Source organism: Methylobacterium gnaphalii (genome assembly GCF_007992215.1).
Taxonomy (GTDB): domain Bacteria; phylum Pseudomonadota; class Alphaproteobacteria; order Rhizobiales; family Beijerinckiaceae; genus Methylobacterium; species Methylobacterium gnaphalii.
This window is the reverse complement of the sequence record NZ_BJZV01000007.1, coordinates 177,961-193,504: the sequence shown is the minus strand read 5'-3', so window position 1 is coordinate 193,504 and position 15,544 is coordinate 177,961. Positions and strand designations below refer to the sequence as shown.

The window sequence follows — 15,544 nt, the reverse complement described above, 5'->3', positions numbered from 1 at the left end:
CGGTCCAATCAATCCTGAGCGGGGGCGCCCGGACCAAGACCGGGCGCGAGGCGCCGTCCGATTAGAGGTTCGGCCGGTTCCGATCAAGTCTAGGCGTATCCGGCATGCTGGCGGACGGCTTGACAGCCGCGTCGGCGAGGCGTCTTGCTCCGCGCGCCGGGAGAACCCACCTCGTCGACACGGGGCGGGTTCTTTCGTTTTTGCGCGGTGAGAGACCTGCGCGACGGGCCGGAGGGGATCCGGCAGCCGGGCTGGCCGACGGATCGCGTCGGCGTCCTGGCAGGGAGCGGTCGCGGTGAGACCGCGAAGCGGAGTGTTCGAGATGGGTTACAAGGTCGCCGTCGTCGGAGCCACGGGCAATGTGGGCCGTGAGATGCTCGACATTCTGGCCGAGCGCGCCTTCCCGGCCGACGAGGTCGTGGCTTTGGCTTCGCGCCGCAGTCAGGGTCAGGAGGTCTCGTTCGGCGACAAAATCCTCAAGGTCAAAGCACTCGACACGCACGATTTCTCCGACACCGACATCTGCCTGATGTCGGCGGGCGGCGAGACCTCGAAGGAGTGGAGCCCCCGCATCGGCGAGCAGGGCTGCGTCGTCATCGATAATTCTTCCGCGTTTCGCTACGATTCGGATGTTCCGCTGATCGTTCCGGAAGTGAACGCCGACGCCATCGTCGGCTTCACCAAGCGCAACATCATCGCCAATCCGAATTGCTCCACGGCCCAACTCGTCGTCGCGCTCAAGCCGCTGCACGAGGCAGCGACGATCAAGCGCGTCGTGGTCTCGACCTATCAGTCGGTCTCGGGCGCCGGCAAGGATGCCATGGACGAGCTGTTCAACCAGACCCGCGCGGTATTTACCGCCGGCGAGGTGAAGCAGGGCAAGTTCACCAAGCGCATCGCCTTCAACGTCATCCCGCACATCGATGTGTTCATGGAGGATGGCTACACGAAGGAAGAGTGGAAGATGGTCGCCGAGACCAAGAAGATGCTCGATCCCAAGATCAAGCTCACGGCGACGGCTGTCCGCGTTCCGGTCTTCATTGGCCATGCCGAGGCGGTCAACGTCGAGTTCGAGCGCCCGCTGTCACCCGAGCAGGCCACCGAGATCCTGCGCGCGGCTCCGGGTGTTCTCGTGATCGATAAGCGCGAGAACGGCGGCTACATGACCCCGCACGAGGCTGCGGGCGAGGACGCGACCTACATCTCGCGCATCCGCGAGGATGCTACAATCGAGAACGGCCTGAACTTCTGGTGCGTCTCGGACAACCTGCGCAAGGGCGCGGCGCTGAACACGATCCAGATCGCCGAGGTCCTGATCAACCGCAAGCTCCTGAACCGGGCGAAGCAGGCCGCTTGAGACGATCGGCCGGGCGTTGCTGCCCGGCCGAATGCGGTCTAGCCGGAACATTTCGGGCAGCATCGCTTTTGCCACCGCGAGGCGGGTTTGATGCGCCCGGCTTCCTCGGATCGCCGGGCGCGATGGCAATGCGATCGCGATGCTGGACGATCAATCGAAGACACCGCCGGATGGCGAACAGCCGCGCAATGAGCGAGCCGAACGCCCGGCTGATCCCGACCGACAGCCCTCTTCCGACACCCCGTCGAAGTCTGGCAAGGACTCGTCATCCGACGAGGCCAGCGAGGACAAGCGCGGCGTAATCCGCCGTCATCCCGTTCTCGTGCTTGCCGGGTTCGTAATGCTCGTCGCACTCGTGGTGGGCGGTTACGTGTACTGGCTCGGCTTCATCCACCCTTACGAGACTACAGATGACGCCTTTGTCGATGCACGCCAGTTCACGATCGCGCCGAAGGTTGGCGGTTATGTCATCGACGTTCCGGTAACCGACAACCAGCATGTCGAGGCGGGCGCCGTCCTCGCGCAGATCGACACGCGCGACTACCGGATCGCCCTTGAGCAGGCCGAGGCTCAGATTCAGGCGGCCGAGGCCACGATCCAGAACATCGATGCTCAGGTCGAGGCGCAGAGAGCACAGATCGAGGTTGCGCGGGCGCAGGTCGACACCGCCCAGGCCGCATTGAAATTCGCGCAGGAGGATGCCGACCGCTACCGCGAGCTCGCGCAGAAGGGGGCGGGTACGGTGCAGCGCTCGCAGCAATCGAGCTCGGACCTGCAGCAGCGCCAAGCCTCGCTGTCGAGCGCCAATGCGAGCGTGGTCGCGGCGCAGAAGCAGATCGGATCGCTCCAGGCACAGAGAGCCAGCGCGGAGTCCAGCCTCGCTCAGGCTAAGGCCCAGCGCGACCAGGCTGGTCTTAACCTCGGATACACCACGGTGACGGCTGCGCAGGCCGGCCGCATTGTCCAGCTCACGGCGGCGAAGGGTCAGTTTGCCCAGGCCGGTCAGAGCCTGTCGATGTTCGTACCCGACGAGAAATGGGTGATCGCGAACTACAAGGAGACGCAGATCACGGATATGCGGCCGGGCCAAGCCGTCGCCATCGAGATCGACGCTTATCCCGGGCGCGGGATCACCGGCCGGATCGATTCCGTGCAGCCCGGTTCGGGCACCGCCTTCAGCCTGTTGCCGGCTCAGAACGCTACCGGCAACTACGTGAAGGTGACTCAGCGCATCCCCGTGAAGATCTTGGTCGACAACTGGCCAACCGACGTGGCGATCGGCCCGGGTATGTCGGTGGTGCCCAGGGCCCACGTTCGTTGAGCGCGTTGGCAGCGGGACGCCTCGATCCGGCGGAGAGCGCGGCGGGCCACCACAATCCATGGCTGATCGCCTGCGTCGTGGCGCTCGCCACCTTCATGGAGATCCTCGACACGACGATCGCCAACGTGGCCCTGCGCTATATCTCCGGCGGCCTGGCGGTGGGGCCGGACGAGGCCTCCTGGGTGGTCACGACCTATCTCGTCGCCAACGCGATCACGCTGGTGGCGTCGAGCTTCATGGCCAAGCGCTACGGTCGCAAAGCCTTCTTCCTCTGGAGCATCGGGCTGTTCACCGTCTCCTCGGTGCTCTGCGGCTTTGCCTGGAGTCTTGAGGCCCTGCTGGTCTTCCGGGTGATGCAGGGGCTCGGCGGCGGTGGCATGGCCCCTCTGGCCCAGTCGATCCTGGCCGACTCCTTCCCCAAGGAGAAGCGTGGCCAAGCTTTTGCCCTCTACGGCATCGCCATCGTGGTGGCGCCTGCGATCGGGCCAACGCTCGGCGGCTGGATCTCGGACAACCTGTCCTGGCACTGGTGCTTCCTGATCAACGGCCCCATCGGCGTCTTCGCGCTGGCACTGATGTACGCGTTGCTGCAGGACCCGCGGCACGCCGTAGAGGAGCGCAAGCGACTCAAGCGCGAGGGCGTGCGCTTCGACGTGGTCGGCTTCCTGCTGGTGGCGACCTTTCTTGGCTCGCTCGAAGTCTGCCTCGATGAAGGTCAGCGCAAGGACTGGTTCGGCTCGAACCTGATCGTCACCTTCGCGGTGCTGACGGTCGTGTCCTTCGTGGCGATGATCCCGTGGCTCCTGACCCGGAAAAACCCGGCCGTCGACCTCCGGCTCCTCGGCAAGCAGCAATATGCCTGCTGCTTCTGCATCATGATGGCAACCGGCGCGATCCTGATCTCGACCACGGGCTTCATCCCGCAACTCGTTCAAGACAGCTACGGCTACACCGCTACCCTCGCCGGGCTCGTGCTGCTGCCGGGCGGCATCGTCACCGTCATCTCGACGGTGGCGAACGGCCGGCTGTCGTCGCTCATTCAACCGAAATGGCTGATCGTGGCGGGCGCCACGATGATGATGATCGGCATGTACGACCTGACGCGGCTCTACGGCGATTCGACCTACTGGTTCTTCGCCACGGCCCGCATCTACATGGGCATCGGCATCCCACTGATGTTTCTATCGGTCACGACGGCCTCCTACGAGGGCCTCGACGCGTCGCAGACCGATCAGGCCTCCGCCCTGATCAATGTGGCGCGCAACGTCGGCGGCTCGATGGGCGTGTCGCTGGCGCAGAACATGCTGGCTTATCGCAGCCAGTTTCATAACAGCCGGCTCGTCGAGAGCATCGACCCGGTTCGGCCGGCCTACCAGGAGACCCTGCGCCAGGCGACGCAATACTTCTCCCAACACGGCTATGCCGGTCCTGACGCTCAGAGCCAGGCCGTCGCCTGGATCGGCAGCCAGCTCTCGGCGCAGGTCGGGTATTGGGCCTATATCGATGTGTTCTGGTGCCTGAGCATCGTGGCGGCTACCGCCATCCCCCTCGCACTTATCCTGAAGAAGGTATCGCTCGGGGGTAGCGCTGCCGCTCACTGAATCGAGGGTGCCACCGCGGGCGGGACGATGTCGTCCTTCAGGCGGAGCCGGGCATCGAGTACGGGGCGCTCGACGCGGTGGTCGTCATCGGCCAGTTCCGCCTCCTGCGCGATCATCCCGGCAATCGCTTGGTACTGACTCATACGCCGATCGATCATCCCGCCGAGCCGCTCGTGCACCTCCGCCACCGTCAGGCTGCGGCTCTTGCCGCCGTCCTTGGAGGTGAAAATGCCGCGGTTGGCCCGCGCGGCCCGGCCGAAGATCGCCTGGGCGCTGCGCTCCGGTGCCTCGGCGCTGAGCGACAAGAGCTTGCCGGCGCTCGCGCTGCCAAGAAAATGCGCGAGGTAGAGTTCGGTCGTCTTGAGTTCGCGGCCGATCCGGCTCTCGACGCGGGCGCGGTCGCGCTTGATCATCTCGCCCGCCATCAGACCGGAGACGAAGGGATCGTTGCGCAGGCTCAGCACGTGCTTGCGCATCCCCTCGTCGGGGATGCCGATGGCGCTGCCTCGGCCCTTCACCGCAGCCGCCTCGGCTCCGAGGCCATGCTGGGCTCCGTAGGCACGGATCATCTCGAGCCAGGTTCCGGTCACGAATTGGAACAGACCCTGGGCCGAGGAGGCCGACGACTTCACATTGGTATCGAAGCTGGATTCCTTGTCAGCCAACGCCATCATGTAGGCCGGGTCGACACCGGTCGCCTCGGAGGCGCGCAGGATTGTCTCGGCCAGCGGGCGTGGCACGCTGGTTTCGCCAAAGCGCAGCGTGTCGGTCTCGGTCTTCGGCTCTGGTGCGCTCGCCGGATGAGCGGCGGCCACGGCCAGCGTTACGCCGTCCTGGGCGGCGAGCCGGGTGGCGCCCCATTCGGACGGGCGATCACCACGTTGCAGGTCCGAGTGTCCCAGCGACGTGGCTGCGCCCGGATAGGCCTGCGCCTCGGGCAGGCTGCCGCCGAGCACGAAACCAAGCACGAAGGTCGCCAGCAGGCTGCGCTTCAAGCCCTCAGTCGATGCAAATTTGCGGTTCTTAAGCGGGCTGGCCGCTTTGCTGTTATTGACTTTGCCTGACCCAATACGCGCGAGTCGGCTCACGTCGTCGGCGCAGAGCGCCGGCTCCGGGTAAGCCCCCATAAAACTTCCTTTTGTCGTGCCGCGGCGTTCTAGGGCGCGGCTTCGCATTCTTGCCGGCTGTGTCGCCGTCAGGTGTGACGACAATTCGACCGGCCCGTGATCCGAACGTGGCGGCGTTAATGCTGCGTTAACGCACTGTTTTTACTGTTTATTAACGTTTGATGCGGCGATCGGTCAGGTGCCGTTCACGCAAAACATGGCACCTCTGCCTTGGAACGGTCCCCGGGTGACCCAGTTGTAACGGGCCGAGGGGCCAACCCATCGAGCCCGCTGCGCGATCAGAGAGAAAGTTCTTCCCCGATGAGTATGCAGACCGGTCGCCGCGTTGGCGTCGCGTTCGTTGGCATGGGCGGCGCTGTCGCCACCACCGCCATCGCCGGCATCGAGATGATCAAATCCGGATCGAACCGGCTCGACGGACTTCCGCTCGCAGGCCTCTCGGTTCAGGGCATGACCGACTACAAGGATCTCGTCTTCGGCGGATGGGATCTCAACGGCGACGACCTCGCATCGGCTGCAACCGGTCACGGCGTGCTGACGAAGCAGGACATCGAGAATGGCGCTCAGGTGCTCAAGGGCATCACCCCGTGGCCGGCCGTCGGCAGCGCGAAGTTCTGTAAGAACATCGAGGGTGGCAACCGCATCGTCGCGAAGGACCACCGCGAGACGGTTTCCATCATCGCTAAAGATCTCAAGCGCTTCCGGGAAGAGAGCAACCTCGACGAGGTCGTCGTGGTCAACCTCGCCTCGACCGAGCGCTGGCCCGACCTCACGGCCGCGGTGCTGAACTCCACGGATGCCTTCGAGAAGGGTCTCGATACTGACGACGAGTCAATCTCGCCGGCCATGCTCTACGCCTATGCAGCGATCAAGAGCGGCGTGCCCTACGCGAACTTCACTCCAAGTGTCGCCGCCGACGTGCCGGCGCTGCTGAACCTCGCCAAGGAACTCGGCGTCCCGGTCGCCGGCAAGGATGGCAAGACCGGCCAGACCATGATGAAGACCGTGCTGGCGCCCGCGTTGAAAGCCCGCGCGCTCCATGTCGATGGCTGGTTCTCGACCAACATCCTCGGCAACCGCGACGGCCTCGCTCTGAACGATCCGTCCTCGCTGCAGTCGAAGATCAATACCAAGGGCACGGTGCTCGACTCGATCCTCGGCTATCCGGTCGAGGACCACCTCGTGCACATCCACTATTACCGCCCGCGCGGCGACGACAAGGAAGCCTGGGACAACATCGACGTCACCGGCTTCATGGGCCAGCGCATGCAGATCAAGGTGAACTTCCTCTGCAAGGATTCCATCCTGGCGGCGCCGCTCGTCATCGAGATTGCTCGCGTGCTCGACCTCGCCAAGCAGCGTGGCGACAGCGGCGCGCAGGAGCAGCTCTCGACCTTCTTCAAGGCGCCGATGGTCAAGAACGGCGCCGGACCGGTCCACGATTTCGGTAAGCAGCAGAAGATGTTGCTCGACTGGCTCGGCGTGAACTGATGTCGAGCGAGGGTACGGCTCCCGCCGCGCCCCTGCACCTGCGAGAGCTTCTCGTCGAACTCGGCGATCTCAAGCGCGTCCGCTCCGCAGGGCGAACTGGGTCGATTGCCGAGCGGCTGTTCGCGCAGGGATGGGGCGCTCTCACCGGCGGGGCTTCGCCGGAGACGGTGGCATTCCAGGTGACGGCAAACGCCGTGGCGGCCACGCGCCTCTGCGATATCGACGGCGCCTTCCTCAACGCGGCCGGCCTCGACGACGAGCAGGCCTCCGCCGTGCTCGTCGCCGGCTTCGACGCCGTTACTGAACACGTCGATCATGTTCTGCGTGAGCGCTTGCGCAGTCATCTCGAGGCGCCGGTCGCGGCGCTGCCGGTTGGCATGGTGCCGGACTTCGTCGCGGCACAAGCGGGGCAGCCGCGGGCCGGGGTGACCTGCCCCGGCAAGCCGAGGATCCTGCTCGAGCCGCCGGAGAACCATGCCGAGCATTGCCTGATCGTGGCGGTCTACGGCGTCGTGCTGAGCCCGTTCTACCGGGCCGACCCGGCGGTGGTCTTTCTCGCTTCCATGGCGCACCATTTCCACAATGCGCTGATGCCCGATGCCGGCTTCACCGGCGAGATGCTGCTCGGCGACCATCTCTGGCCGATCGTCGAGCGTTGCTCGGAGCGTGCGCTCAACGAGCTGGAGCCGGGCCTGCGCGAGACCGTGCGCCGGGCCCGTGCCATCCTGCCCGATGATGCGACGGCGGAGGGCCGTGCCTTCCACGCTGCCGATTCCATCGATCGTGTGCTGCAGATCGCCCAGCACCTGCGCGCCGCCTCGCTCACCATGGACACGGTGCTCGGCGAGATGGAGCTGGTCCATGCCGGCCCCGTGAAGGATTTCCAGGATCGGGTGCTCAGGGACATGCGGATCCCGTGAAGTCCGGCCGCCGCTGCCCTATCATCCGGTCATGATCCCGTTCGAACTCCTCTCGCCCGAGACCGGCAACCCGTTGCAGGCAGACGGCGCGCATGCCCTGCGCGATGCCGAGACCGGCCAGCGTTGGCCGGTCATCGACGGCATCCCGTATCTGCGCATCAACCGGGCCGAGCTGGTCGCGGCGACCCTCGCCCATCTCGATGCGGGCGAGACCGATGCGGCGCTCGCCGGCCTGCTCGCCGACCAGGACGACTGGTGGAACGGCCCGCCCGCCGATCCGGACGCCCTGCGCCATCTCATCGCGAACCGTGACACCGCCACGCTGCGCGAGGCGGTCGACGCGCTCGGCTGGGGCCGTGTCGGCGACTATTTCGTCAACCGCTGGAGCGACCCGACCTATCTCGCCGGGCTCACCCTGCTCGAGGCGCACTGGAACGAGCCAGCCTGCGCTTTCGAGCTCGCCTGCGGCATCGGCCATTACCTGCGCGAGATGCAGACGCGCGGCGTAAGGGTTGCCGGCGCCGACGTCGTCTTCGCCAAGCTCTGGGTCGCGCGTCACTGGGTGGTCGAGAAAGGCGCGCAGCTCGTCTGCTTCGACGCCTCCTCGCCGCATTGGCCGATCGCCGAGGCGCCGGTCGATCTCGTCTTGTGCAACGACGCCTTCTATTTCCTCGACGATAAGGCCGGGATCCTGGCGAACCTGCGCCGGACGGCCGGCGAGGATGGTTGGCTGGCGATGAGCCACATCCACAACAGCGACTGCCCCGGCTTCTCAGCGGGGAAGGCCGTGACGGCCTCCGAGATCGAAGAGCTGTTTCCCGATGCCCTCGTCTACGACGATGCCGAGCTTACCCGGGCGCTGGTCGAGGCCCGAGCACCGACGCCGCGCGACCCGCACGCGATCAAGTCCTGCGAGGCCTTCTCGCTGGTGGCCGGCCCGGGGATGCGCCCGGCCCCACGCTCGGTGGTCGACGGAATCACGCTGCCGCCCGCTGGCACCGCCCTGCGCCTGAACCCGCTCTACAAGGTCGATCTCAGCGGGGCCTACGCCATCCGCTGGCCCTCCGAGCGCTACGCGGCCGAATATGCCGGACGGGTGACCTACCCGCTGCATTCCGAAGGCCCGAAGCAGCTCGAATGGGAGGGCGCATTGCAGACGCCGCTCGCCGAGCGGGTGCGCCGGCGCGAATATGTCGACCTGCCGGAGCGCTGGTGATGGCCGAGGCACTGTCGGACGAAGTGCAGGCCGGTCCGTCGCGCGAGAGTGCGATGGAGGGGGACTCGGTCGGTTGGGGCATCGTCGGCTATGGCTGGGTCGCGCGCGACTACATGGCGCCGGGCATCCGCGCCGCCGGCCATCGCCTCGTTGCCGTCGCCGATCCGGGCGAGGCCTCCCGCTCGGCGGCTGAGGCCGAGGGTGCGCGGGCGCATGCCGACATCGCCGGGTTGATTGCCGAGCCGGAGGTCGAGGCGGTCTACGTCGCCACCCCGAACCATCTCCACCGCGCTGCCGTCGAGGCGCTTGCCGCCAGCGGCAAGGCGATCCTCTGCGAGAAGCCGATGGCGGCCTCGCTCCGCGACGCGGAGGCGATGGCGGCGTCCGTGACGCGCGCCGGCATCTTCTACGGCACCGCCTTCGACCAGCGCCATCACCCCGCGCATCGCGCCATGCGCGATTGCATTCGCGAGGGCCGGCTCGGCACGGTGACGGCGGTTCGCATCGTCTATGCCTGCTGGCTCGACCGGGGCTGGGCCTCGTTCCAGGGCCAGGACAACTGGCGCATCGACCCCCAACAGGCGGGTGGCGGCGCACTGATCGATCTGGCGCCGCACGGGCTCGACCTCTGCGATTTCCTTCTCGATGAGTCGATCGAGGACATCGCCTCCCTCACCCAGGCCCGCGCCCAGGACTACGCGGTGGATGACGGGGCATTGCTGATCGGCCGCACCGGTTCCGGCGTGCTCGCCAACCTCCACGTCGCCTACAATTGCCCGGACGTCCTCCCCCGCCGCCGCCTGGAGGTGGTGGGCACCACGGGGATGCTAACGGCGGTCGACACGATGGGCCAGACGCCCGGCGGCCGGTTGACGTTCACCGACGGTACAAGCGGCGGCTCCGAAAACATCGCCTTCGATGTGGAGGCCTCGCCCTTCCTGGAGCAGGTGCGCGCCTTCGGCTCGGCCCTGCGCCGGCCGGAGGAGCGGGCGGCCTATTCCGCGGAGCGCGACCTGCACACCATGCGCCTGCTGGCGCGGGCCTACGGCGAGGCCCTGGCGCCGGCGGCGTGAGAGGACGAGGAAACGCGAGCCGATCCCACCAGACCACCTCATCCTGAGGTGCTGCGGAGCAGCCTCGAAGGAGGGCTCCAGGGATCGCGCGCCAAGCTGGAGCCCTCCTTCGAGGCTCCGCTGCGCTCCGGCACCTCAGGATGAGGTGATGGGATGGGAACGAGCGGATGGGTGAGCTGTGACGACCGAGATCGACCAGGACGACCGCGCCCGCCACGCCAGCCTCAAGGCGCCGCGCCGCTACCGCTATGGGGCTCCACGCCGGATCGAGGGGCTGCCCGAGCGCCTGCCCGATCCCGTGAAGGCCTATCTCGACATCCTGCCCGAGGGCCGCGTCGTCGGCTTCAACCTGGCGCCGCTCGACCGCACCGGCATCCCGGTCTGGTTCGTGGCGCTGTTTCTCGACGATCCCTTCTTCGTCGGCGCGATGCCGTCGGGCATCGGCTACGGCGCCACCGATGACGAGGCTCTGATCGGAGCGGTCGCCGAGATCGCCGAGAACCTGATGCCTTCCCTCGCGGTGATGCCCCGCGAGAAGCAGGCCGGTGTCTCCTACGACGATCTCGTACGCGTCTTCGGCGCCGGCAGCGTCGCCGATCCGCTGACGCTCTGCCTGCCTGCGGGCTCGCCCGTCGGCCGTGCGACGAGGCTCGACTGGACGCCGGTGGTTCGTCCCCGCACCGGCGAGAGCGTCTGGATGCCGCTCGACATCGCCGCGACCGACTATTTCGAGCTGCGGCCGGGCTACACGCCCTTCACCAACCTGATCACCAACGGCCTCGGCGCGGGCCCGGACACGAATTTCGCCCTCGGCCACGGCCTGCTCGAACTGCTCCAGCGCGACGGCAATGGCCTGCTCTTCCGTGCCCTCGACCAGGGTGTGATGCTCGACCTTGATGGGATCGGGCCCGAGACGCGCGGGATGCTCGACCGCCTGAAGAGCCTCGGCATCCGGGCGCTGCCGAAATTCGCCACCGACCAGTTCGGCCTCACCAATCTCTACGTGGTCGGCTACGACGAGAACGGTGCCGATGCGCCGGCCCCTGTCGCCCTCTCCGCCTGCGGCGAGGCCTGCGATCCGGACCGCGAGCGGGCGCTGCGCAAGGCGCTGTTGGAGTTCCAGGCGGCGCGCGTGCGCAAGACCTTTGGCCACGGCCCGCTGGCACTCGCCGACACCGTCGCGCCGGCCGGCTACGTCGAAGCCTTCATCCAGAAGGCGCTGCCGAGCCTCGACCTCGAAGAGAGCCGGGCGCTGCAGGCCATGCTCGCCTGGATCGAGCTGTCCGGCGAGGAGCTGAAGCAGGTCTTTGCCGAGACCGTCTATTCCGAGCGCTCGACCAGGCGTTTCTCGGAGCTGCCGACGACGCCCGCCGCCGACGGCCATATGCGCGGAAAGATCGCCCGCGAGCGGCTGGAGCAGGCCGGCTTCGACATCCTCTACGTGGATTGCGCGCCGCGCGACAGCGAGATCGGCATCGTGAAGGCGATCGTGCCTGGGCTCGAGGTCGAGACCATGAGCTACTACCGCATCGGCGAGCGCAACACGCGCAAGCTCATCGAGCGCGATCACCCGCTGATCAAGTTCGGGCAGGAGACCGAGACGCTGCTGCCGGTGCGCCTGACGCCCGAGGCGGTCGAGCGCTTCGGCGGCCAGCCGCTCTTCGATACGGCCCTGGCCGAGGAGATCGTCGGCGCGCATTATCCGCTCTATCGGGAGCCGGAATCCCACCATGCGCCCTTCCGCTACGAGCGGCAGGGCCGGCGAGCCGAGAGGAAGCGCGCGTGACACTCCGCTTCGCCTACAACACCAACGGCACGGCCCATCACCGACTCGAAGACGCGATCCGGCTGATCAAGGATGCCGGCTATGACGGCGTCGCGCTGACCCTCGACATTCACCATCTCGACCCCTTCGCCGAGAACTGGCTGGTGGAGGCCGATCACGTCTCGACGCTCCTGCAGCGGCTCGAACTCGGCTCGGTGATCGAAACCGGTGCCCGCTTCCTGCTCGACCCGACCGCGAAACACGAGCCGACGCTGGTGACGGCCGATGCCTCGGGCCGCGCCCGGCGCGTCGGCTTCCTCAAGCGCGCCATCGACATCGCGCATGTGCTGAACTCGGAGGCCGTCTCGTTCTGGGCCGGCGTGCCGCGGGAGGGGGTCGACCGCGAGGCCGCGCATGGCTGGCTGATCGAGGGGCTCACCGAGGTCGGGGCCTATGCCGAGGCGAAGGGCGTCGTCGCCGCGCTCGAACCGGAGCCCGGCATGCTGATCGAGACGCTCGACGACTATGCCGCGCTGGATCTGCCGAACCTGCGTCTGGCGCTCGATACCGGCCATTGCCTCGTCACCGAGGAGCGCGACCCGGCCGCTGCGGTGAGGGAGTTCGCCAGCCGCCTTGGCACCGTGGCGATCGAGGACATGAAGCGGCGCGAGCATATCCATCTGCCCTTCGGCGAGGGCGACATGGACGTGCCCTCCGTGCTCGATGCGCTGGAGGTGATCGACTTCCGGAAGCTCGTCTGCGTCGAACTCTCCCGCGAGAGCCACCGCGCCGACCTCATGGTGCCACGCTCGCTCGAATACCTGCGGACCTGCCGCAGGCCGGGGCCCGGTCTCCCTCCCCCCGACCAGCGCCTGCACGAGACGCCCGCCCCGCAGGTGTCGATGGGAGCCGCGACCTGATGAGGATCTGTTTCGTCAGCCGCCGCTACTTCCCGGCGATCTCCGGCATGAGCGTCTACGCGCAGAACCTGCTGCGCGAACTCGTCAGCGCCGGTCACGACGTCACGATGATCTCGCAATATCGTGGCGATGCATTCGGCACCCGCGTCTATGGCGGCGGCCCGCCGCCGCCCGTGCCGGGCGTCCACGTCATCGGCCTCGAACAGCTCGGCGAGCAGGAGGGCGGCGATTTCGAGCGCGACATCGAGACGATGGTCGAGACCATCTGTGCCGAGCACGCGAGAAAGCCCTTCGACATCCTGCATGCGCAATACGGCTATCCCACCGGCTGGGCCGTGCTTTTGGCCTCGCGAAAGCTCGGCGTACCGAACGTGGTCTCGATCCAGGGCGGCGACGGCCACTGGGTCGGCTCCTGCTGCGAGACGCATCGCCTCGCCATGTGCGAGGTACTGGCCCACGCCAACGCGCTCCTGATCGGCGGCCAGTCCTTCGTGAAGGAGGTCTGCGACCGGCTCGGCTCGGATCCGGCCCGCTTCACCATCGTGCCCGGCGCCGTCGACACCGCTCGCTTCACGCCCGGCAAGCCGGTCGAGGGCGAGGACCCGGTGCGGCTGCTCTATCATGGCCGCGTCGACCGCCGGAAAGGCGTGCTCGACTTCCTCGACGCGCTGGAGCGCGTCTGGGAGGCCGGACTGCCTTTCGAGGCGACGATTTCCGGGATCGGTCCCGACGTGGAGGCCGCCCGCGAAAAGGCCGATGCGATCGGCTTCACCTCGGCCCACGTCGCCTTCACGGGCTACGCCGACTACGACACCGTGCCGGATCTTTACCGGCAGGCCGACGTCTTCGTGTCGCCGACCTATGCGGAGGGGTTCTCGAACACGATCCTGGAGGCGATGGCGGCGGGGCTCGCCGTGGTCTCCACCCACTCGGTCGGCGTCTCGGACTGCCTGCGCGACGGCGAGAACGGGTTGCTGGTGCAGCCCGGTGACGTGCGGGCCCTCGCCCAGGCGCTCGGCCGCGTGATCGAGGATGCGGATCTGCGCACACAGTTCGCCCAGGCCGGTCTGGAGGAATGCCGCCGGGTCTATTCCTGGACGGCCGTCGGCCGGCAGATCATGGACGTCTACGCCAGGGTGGCCGGCGAGCGCCCGCATACGGATTTCGTCGCGGCGCTGCCCTACGACCCCGCGTGCCGCTTCCGCGCCGAGCCGCACCTGCTCTGATGCCGGCCGTCTGATGCCCTGCGCGCTCGCCCTCTCACCCCATCTCGACGACGCCGTCTTCTCGGCGGGCGGCACGCTCGCGCATCTCGCGGCGTCCGGCTGGGGGGTGACGATGGCGACGGTGTTCACCGCCTCCGTCGCGCATCCGAAGGACTTCGCGCTGGCCTGCCAGCTCGACAAGGGCCTGCCGGCCGAGGCGGACTACATGGCCCTGCGGCGGGACGAGGACCGGGCTGCCGCCCACCATCTCGGCATCGACGAGCCGGTCCACTTGCCGTTCCGCGAGGCGCCGCATCGCGGCTACGGCTCGCCGCCAGAGCTGTTTGGCGCGCTTCGGCCCGATGACCGCATCGAGCTGAACCTCGCCGATGCCTTCGAGACGTTGCTCCGCGTGCTGCGCCCCGACCTGATCCTCGCGCCGCAGGCGGTGGGCGGCCATGTCGACCACGTCCATGTCGTGCGCGCGATCCGTGCCGCGCGGCCCTCGGCGCCGGTGCTGTGGTGGCGCGACTATCCCTACACAGTCCGTCACGCCGAGCCGCAGGAGCCGCTGCGCCACACCTTCGCGCATCTCCCCGGACTCGAGATCCGCTTCGGCTCCCAGAGCGAGGCCCGCAAGGCCGCGGCCTGCGCCGCCTACACCACGCAGATCGGCTTCCAGTTCGGCGGTGCCGCGGCCTTGGCGGAGAAGCTGCGCGAGGAAGGCGCGGTGGAGCGCTTCCGGCTGGACGGCCACCTCGCCGTCGCCCTGCCGCCCGATGCGTGAGGCGCTCGAGCCGGGTGCGCCCAAGAGCCTGGCCGATCCTGCCGCCGTCGCCGCCCGGCATGCCCTCGCCGGCGCGGCCCATATCCGCCCCTTGCGCGACCTGGCCGACCGGATCGCTGCCGAGCGCGGCGCGCCGGTGCCCTCCCCCGACCCGCTCGACGGCGGGATCGGTGCGCGCCTGCTGCTGCTCCTCGAGACGCCGGGCCCGTCGATAGCCCGCACCGGCTACGTCTCCCGCGACAACCCCACCGGCACCGCCGCCAACCTGTTCCGCTTCCTCGCCGAGGCCGGCATCGCGCGGGCCGACACGTTGATCTGGAACGCGGTCCCCTGGGTGATCCATGCCGAGGGTGCGCTGAATCGCGCGCCACGCCGCTCCGAGCAGCGATGGGCCGAGCCCTACCTGGCGCCCCTGATCGACCTCTTGCCCAATCTCGCGGTCGTCGTCCTGGCGGGCCGCTTCGCCGGCGCCGTCCGCGCCCCGCTGGAGCGGCTACGCCCCGGCCTACCGATCGTCGCCGTACCGCATCCGAGCCCGACCTATGTCTGCACCTCTCCGAGCGTTCCCGAACGCATCCTGGCCGGACTGGCGCAGGCGCGAGCGCTTGTGGCCGATGCACGCGCCTAGGGAACCAACGGCCTGTACGCGCGCTGCCTTTCGGACACGGCCGTCCCTAGCCTTTGACCGGCGATCAGCCTACATGCGCGGGACCACCCCTGCTCCCGCACAGGGCGAGCGACTATGGGAGACGGACGCCGTT

13 protein-coding genes are annotated in these 15,544 nt (G+C 67.7%); 12 read left to right on the top strand and 1 reads right to left on the bottom strand.

Annotation, left to right across the window (positions count from 1 at the left end; all coding sequences use genetic code 11):
- Nucleotides 1–322 precede the first annotated feature (322 nt).
- From MGN01_RS08985 to MGN01_RS08975, 3 genes are all read left to right on the top strand, one after another.
- The gene (locus tag MGN01_RS08985; RefSeq protein WP_147046271.1) at nt 323–1,357 is read left to right on the top strand and encodes an aspartate-semialdehyde dehydrogenase; all 1,035 of its coding nucleotides are present in this window, start codon (nt 323–325) and stop codon (nt 1,355–1,357) included.
- Nucleotides 1,358–1,496: 139 nt separating this feature from the next.
- Complete coding sequence (locus MGN01_RS24110) at nt 1,497–2,678, top strand: HlyD family secretion protein (protein WP_147046255.1); 1,182 nt, start codon at nt 1,497–1,499, stop codon at nt 2,676–2,678.
- A complete protein-coding gene (locus tag MGN01_RS08975) occupies nt 2,675–4,279 on the top strand; it encodes a DHA2 family efflux MFS transporter permease subunit (protein WP_373319160.1) in 1,605 nt (534 codons plus the stop codon). Before MGN01_RS24110 ends, MGN01_RS08975 begins: the two co-directional genes overlap by 4 nt.
- Here MGN01_RS08975 and MGN01_RS08970 read toward each other — a convergent pair.
- Entirely contained in the window at nt 4,273–5,406 is a 1,134-nt protein-coding gene (locus tag MGN01_RS08970; protein WP_147046253.1) for a transglycosylase SLT domain-containing protein, read from the bottom strand. The two genes, MGN01_RS08975 and MGN01_RS08970, sit on opposite strands and share 7 nt — an antisense overlap.
- A gap of 300 nt (nt 5,407–5,706) precedes the next feature.
- On the opposite strand from MGN01_RS08970, the gene MGN01_RS08965 reads away from it, so the two are divergent.
- The 9 genes from MGN01_RS08965 (at nt 5,707) to MGN01_RS08920 (ending at nt 15,411) form a co-directional block, all read left to right on the top strand.
- Nucleotides 5,707–6,897, top strand: a complete 1,191-nt coding sequence (locus tag MGN01_RS08965; RefSeq protein WP_147046252.1) for an inositol-3-phosphate synthase — start codon at nt 5,707–5,709, stop codon at nt 6,895–6,897.
- Nucleotides 6,897–7,817, top strand: coding sequence for an HD domain-containing protein (locus MGN01_RS08960; protein WP_147046251.1), 921 nt, complete (start codon nt 6,897–6,899; stop codon nt 7,815–7,817). Before MGN01_RS08965 ends, MGN01_RS08960 begins: the two co-directional genes overlap by 1 nt.
- Before the next feature lie 31 nt (nt 7,818–7,848).
- Entirely contained in the window at nt 7,849–9,033 is a 1,185-nt protein-coding gene (locus MGN01_RS08955) for a class I SAM-dependent methyltransferase (RefSeq protein WP_147046250.1), read from the top strand.
- Nucleotides 9,034–9,086: 53 nt separating this feature from the next.
- The gene (locus tag MGN01_RS08950; protein ID WP_147046270.1) at nt 9,087–10,106 is read left to right on the top strand and encodes a Gfo/Idh/MocA family protein; all 1,020 of its coding nucleotides are present in this window, start codon (nt 9,087–9,089) and stop codon (nt 10,104–10,106) included.
- Between the two features lie 178 nt (nt 10,107–10,284).
- Nucleotides 10,285–11,892 carry a YcaO-like family protein gene (locus MGN01_RS08940; RefSeq protein ID WP_147046249.1) on the top strand — a complete coding sequence of 536 codons (1,608 nt, stop codon included), beginning with the start codon at nt 10,285–10,287 and terminating at the stop codon, nt 11,890–11,892.
- Nucleotides 11,889–12,791, top strand: coding sequence for a sugar phosphate isomerase/epimerase family protein (locus MGN01_RS08935; RefSeq protein ID WP_147046248.1), 903 nt, complete (start codon nt 11,889–11,891; stop codon nt 12,789–12,791). The genes MGN01_RS08940 and MGN01_RS08935 overlap by 4 nt, the downstream gene beginning before the upstream one ends.
- Nucleotides 12,791–14,017 (top strand): glycosyltransferase family 4 protein, encoded by a 1,227-nt coding sequence (locus tag MGN01_RS08930; RefSeq protein WP_147046247.1) that lies wholly within the window; start codon nt 12,791–12,793, stop codon nt 14,015–14,017. The genes MGN01_RS08935 and MGN01_RS08930 overlap by 1 nt, the downstream gene beginning before the upstream one ends.
- A 10-nt stretch (nt 14,018–14,027) precedes the next feature.
- Entirely contained in the window at nt 14,028–14,783 is a 756-nt protein-coding gene (locus MGN01_RS08925) for a PIG-L deacetylase family protein (RefSeq protein WP_147046269.1), read from the top strand.
- Entirely contained in the window at nt 14,776–15,411 is a 636-nt protein-coding gene (locus MGN01_RS08920) for a uracil-DNA glycosylase (protein WP_147046246.1), read from the top strand. The genes MGN01_RS08925 and MGN01_RS08920 overlap by 8 nt, the downstream gene beginning before the upstream one ends.
- The last annotated feature ends 133 nt before the right edge of the window (nt 15,412–15,544 follow it).

What these genes read in the sequence shown, in the direction of transcription:
- MGN01_RS08985 (WP_147046271.1), top strand. Translation starts at nt 323, where the DNA reads ATGGGTTACAAGGTCGCCGTCGTCGGAGCCACGGGCAATGTGGGCCGT.
- MGN01_RS24110 (WP_147046255.1), top strand. Translation starts at nt 1,497, where the DNA reads ATGCTGGACGATCAATCGAAGACACCGCCGGATGGCGAACAGCCGCGC.
- MGN01_RS08970 (WP_147046253.1), bottom strand. Translation starts at nt 5,406, where the DNA reads ATGGGGGCTTACCCGGAGCCGGCGCTCTGCGCCGACGACGTGAGCCGA.
- MGN01_RS08965 (WP_147046252.1), top strand. Translation starts at nt 5,707, where the DNA reads ATGAGTATGCAGACCGGTCGCCGCGTTGGCGTCGCGTTCGTTGGCATG.
- MGN01_RS08960 (WP_147046251.1), top strand. Translation starts at nt 6,897, where the DNA reads ATGTCGAGCGAGGGTACGGCTCCCGCCGCGCCCCTGCACCTGCGAGAG.
- MGN01_RS08955 (WP_147046250.1), top strand. Translation starts at nt 7,849, where the DNA reads ATGATCCCGTTCGAACTCCTCTCGCCCGAGACCGGCAACCCGTTGCAG.
- MGN01_RS08950 (WP_147046270.1), top strand. Translation starts at nt 9,087, where the DNA reads ATGGAGGGGGACTCGGTCGGTTGGGGCATCGTCGGCTATGGCTGGGTC.
- MGN01_RS08930 (WP_147046247.1), top strand. Translation starts at nt 12,791, where the DNA reads ATGAGGATCTGTTTCGTCAGCCGCCGCTACTTCCCGGCGATCTCCGGC.
- MGN01_RS08920 (WP_147046246.1), top strand. Translation starts at nt 14,776, where the DNA reads ATGCGTGAGGCGCTCGAGCCGGGTGCGCCCAAGAGCCTGGCCGATCCT.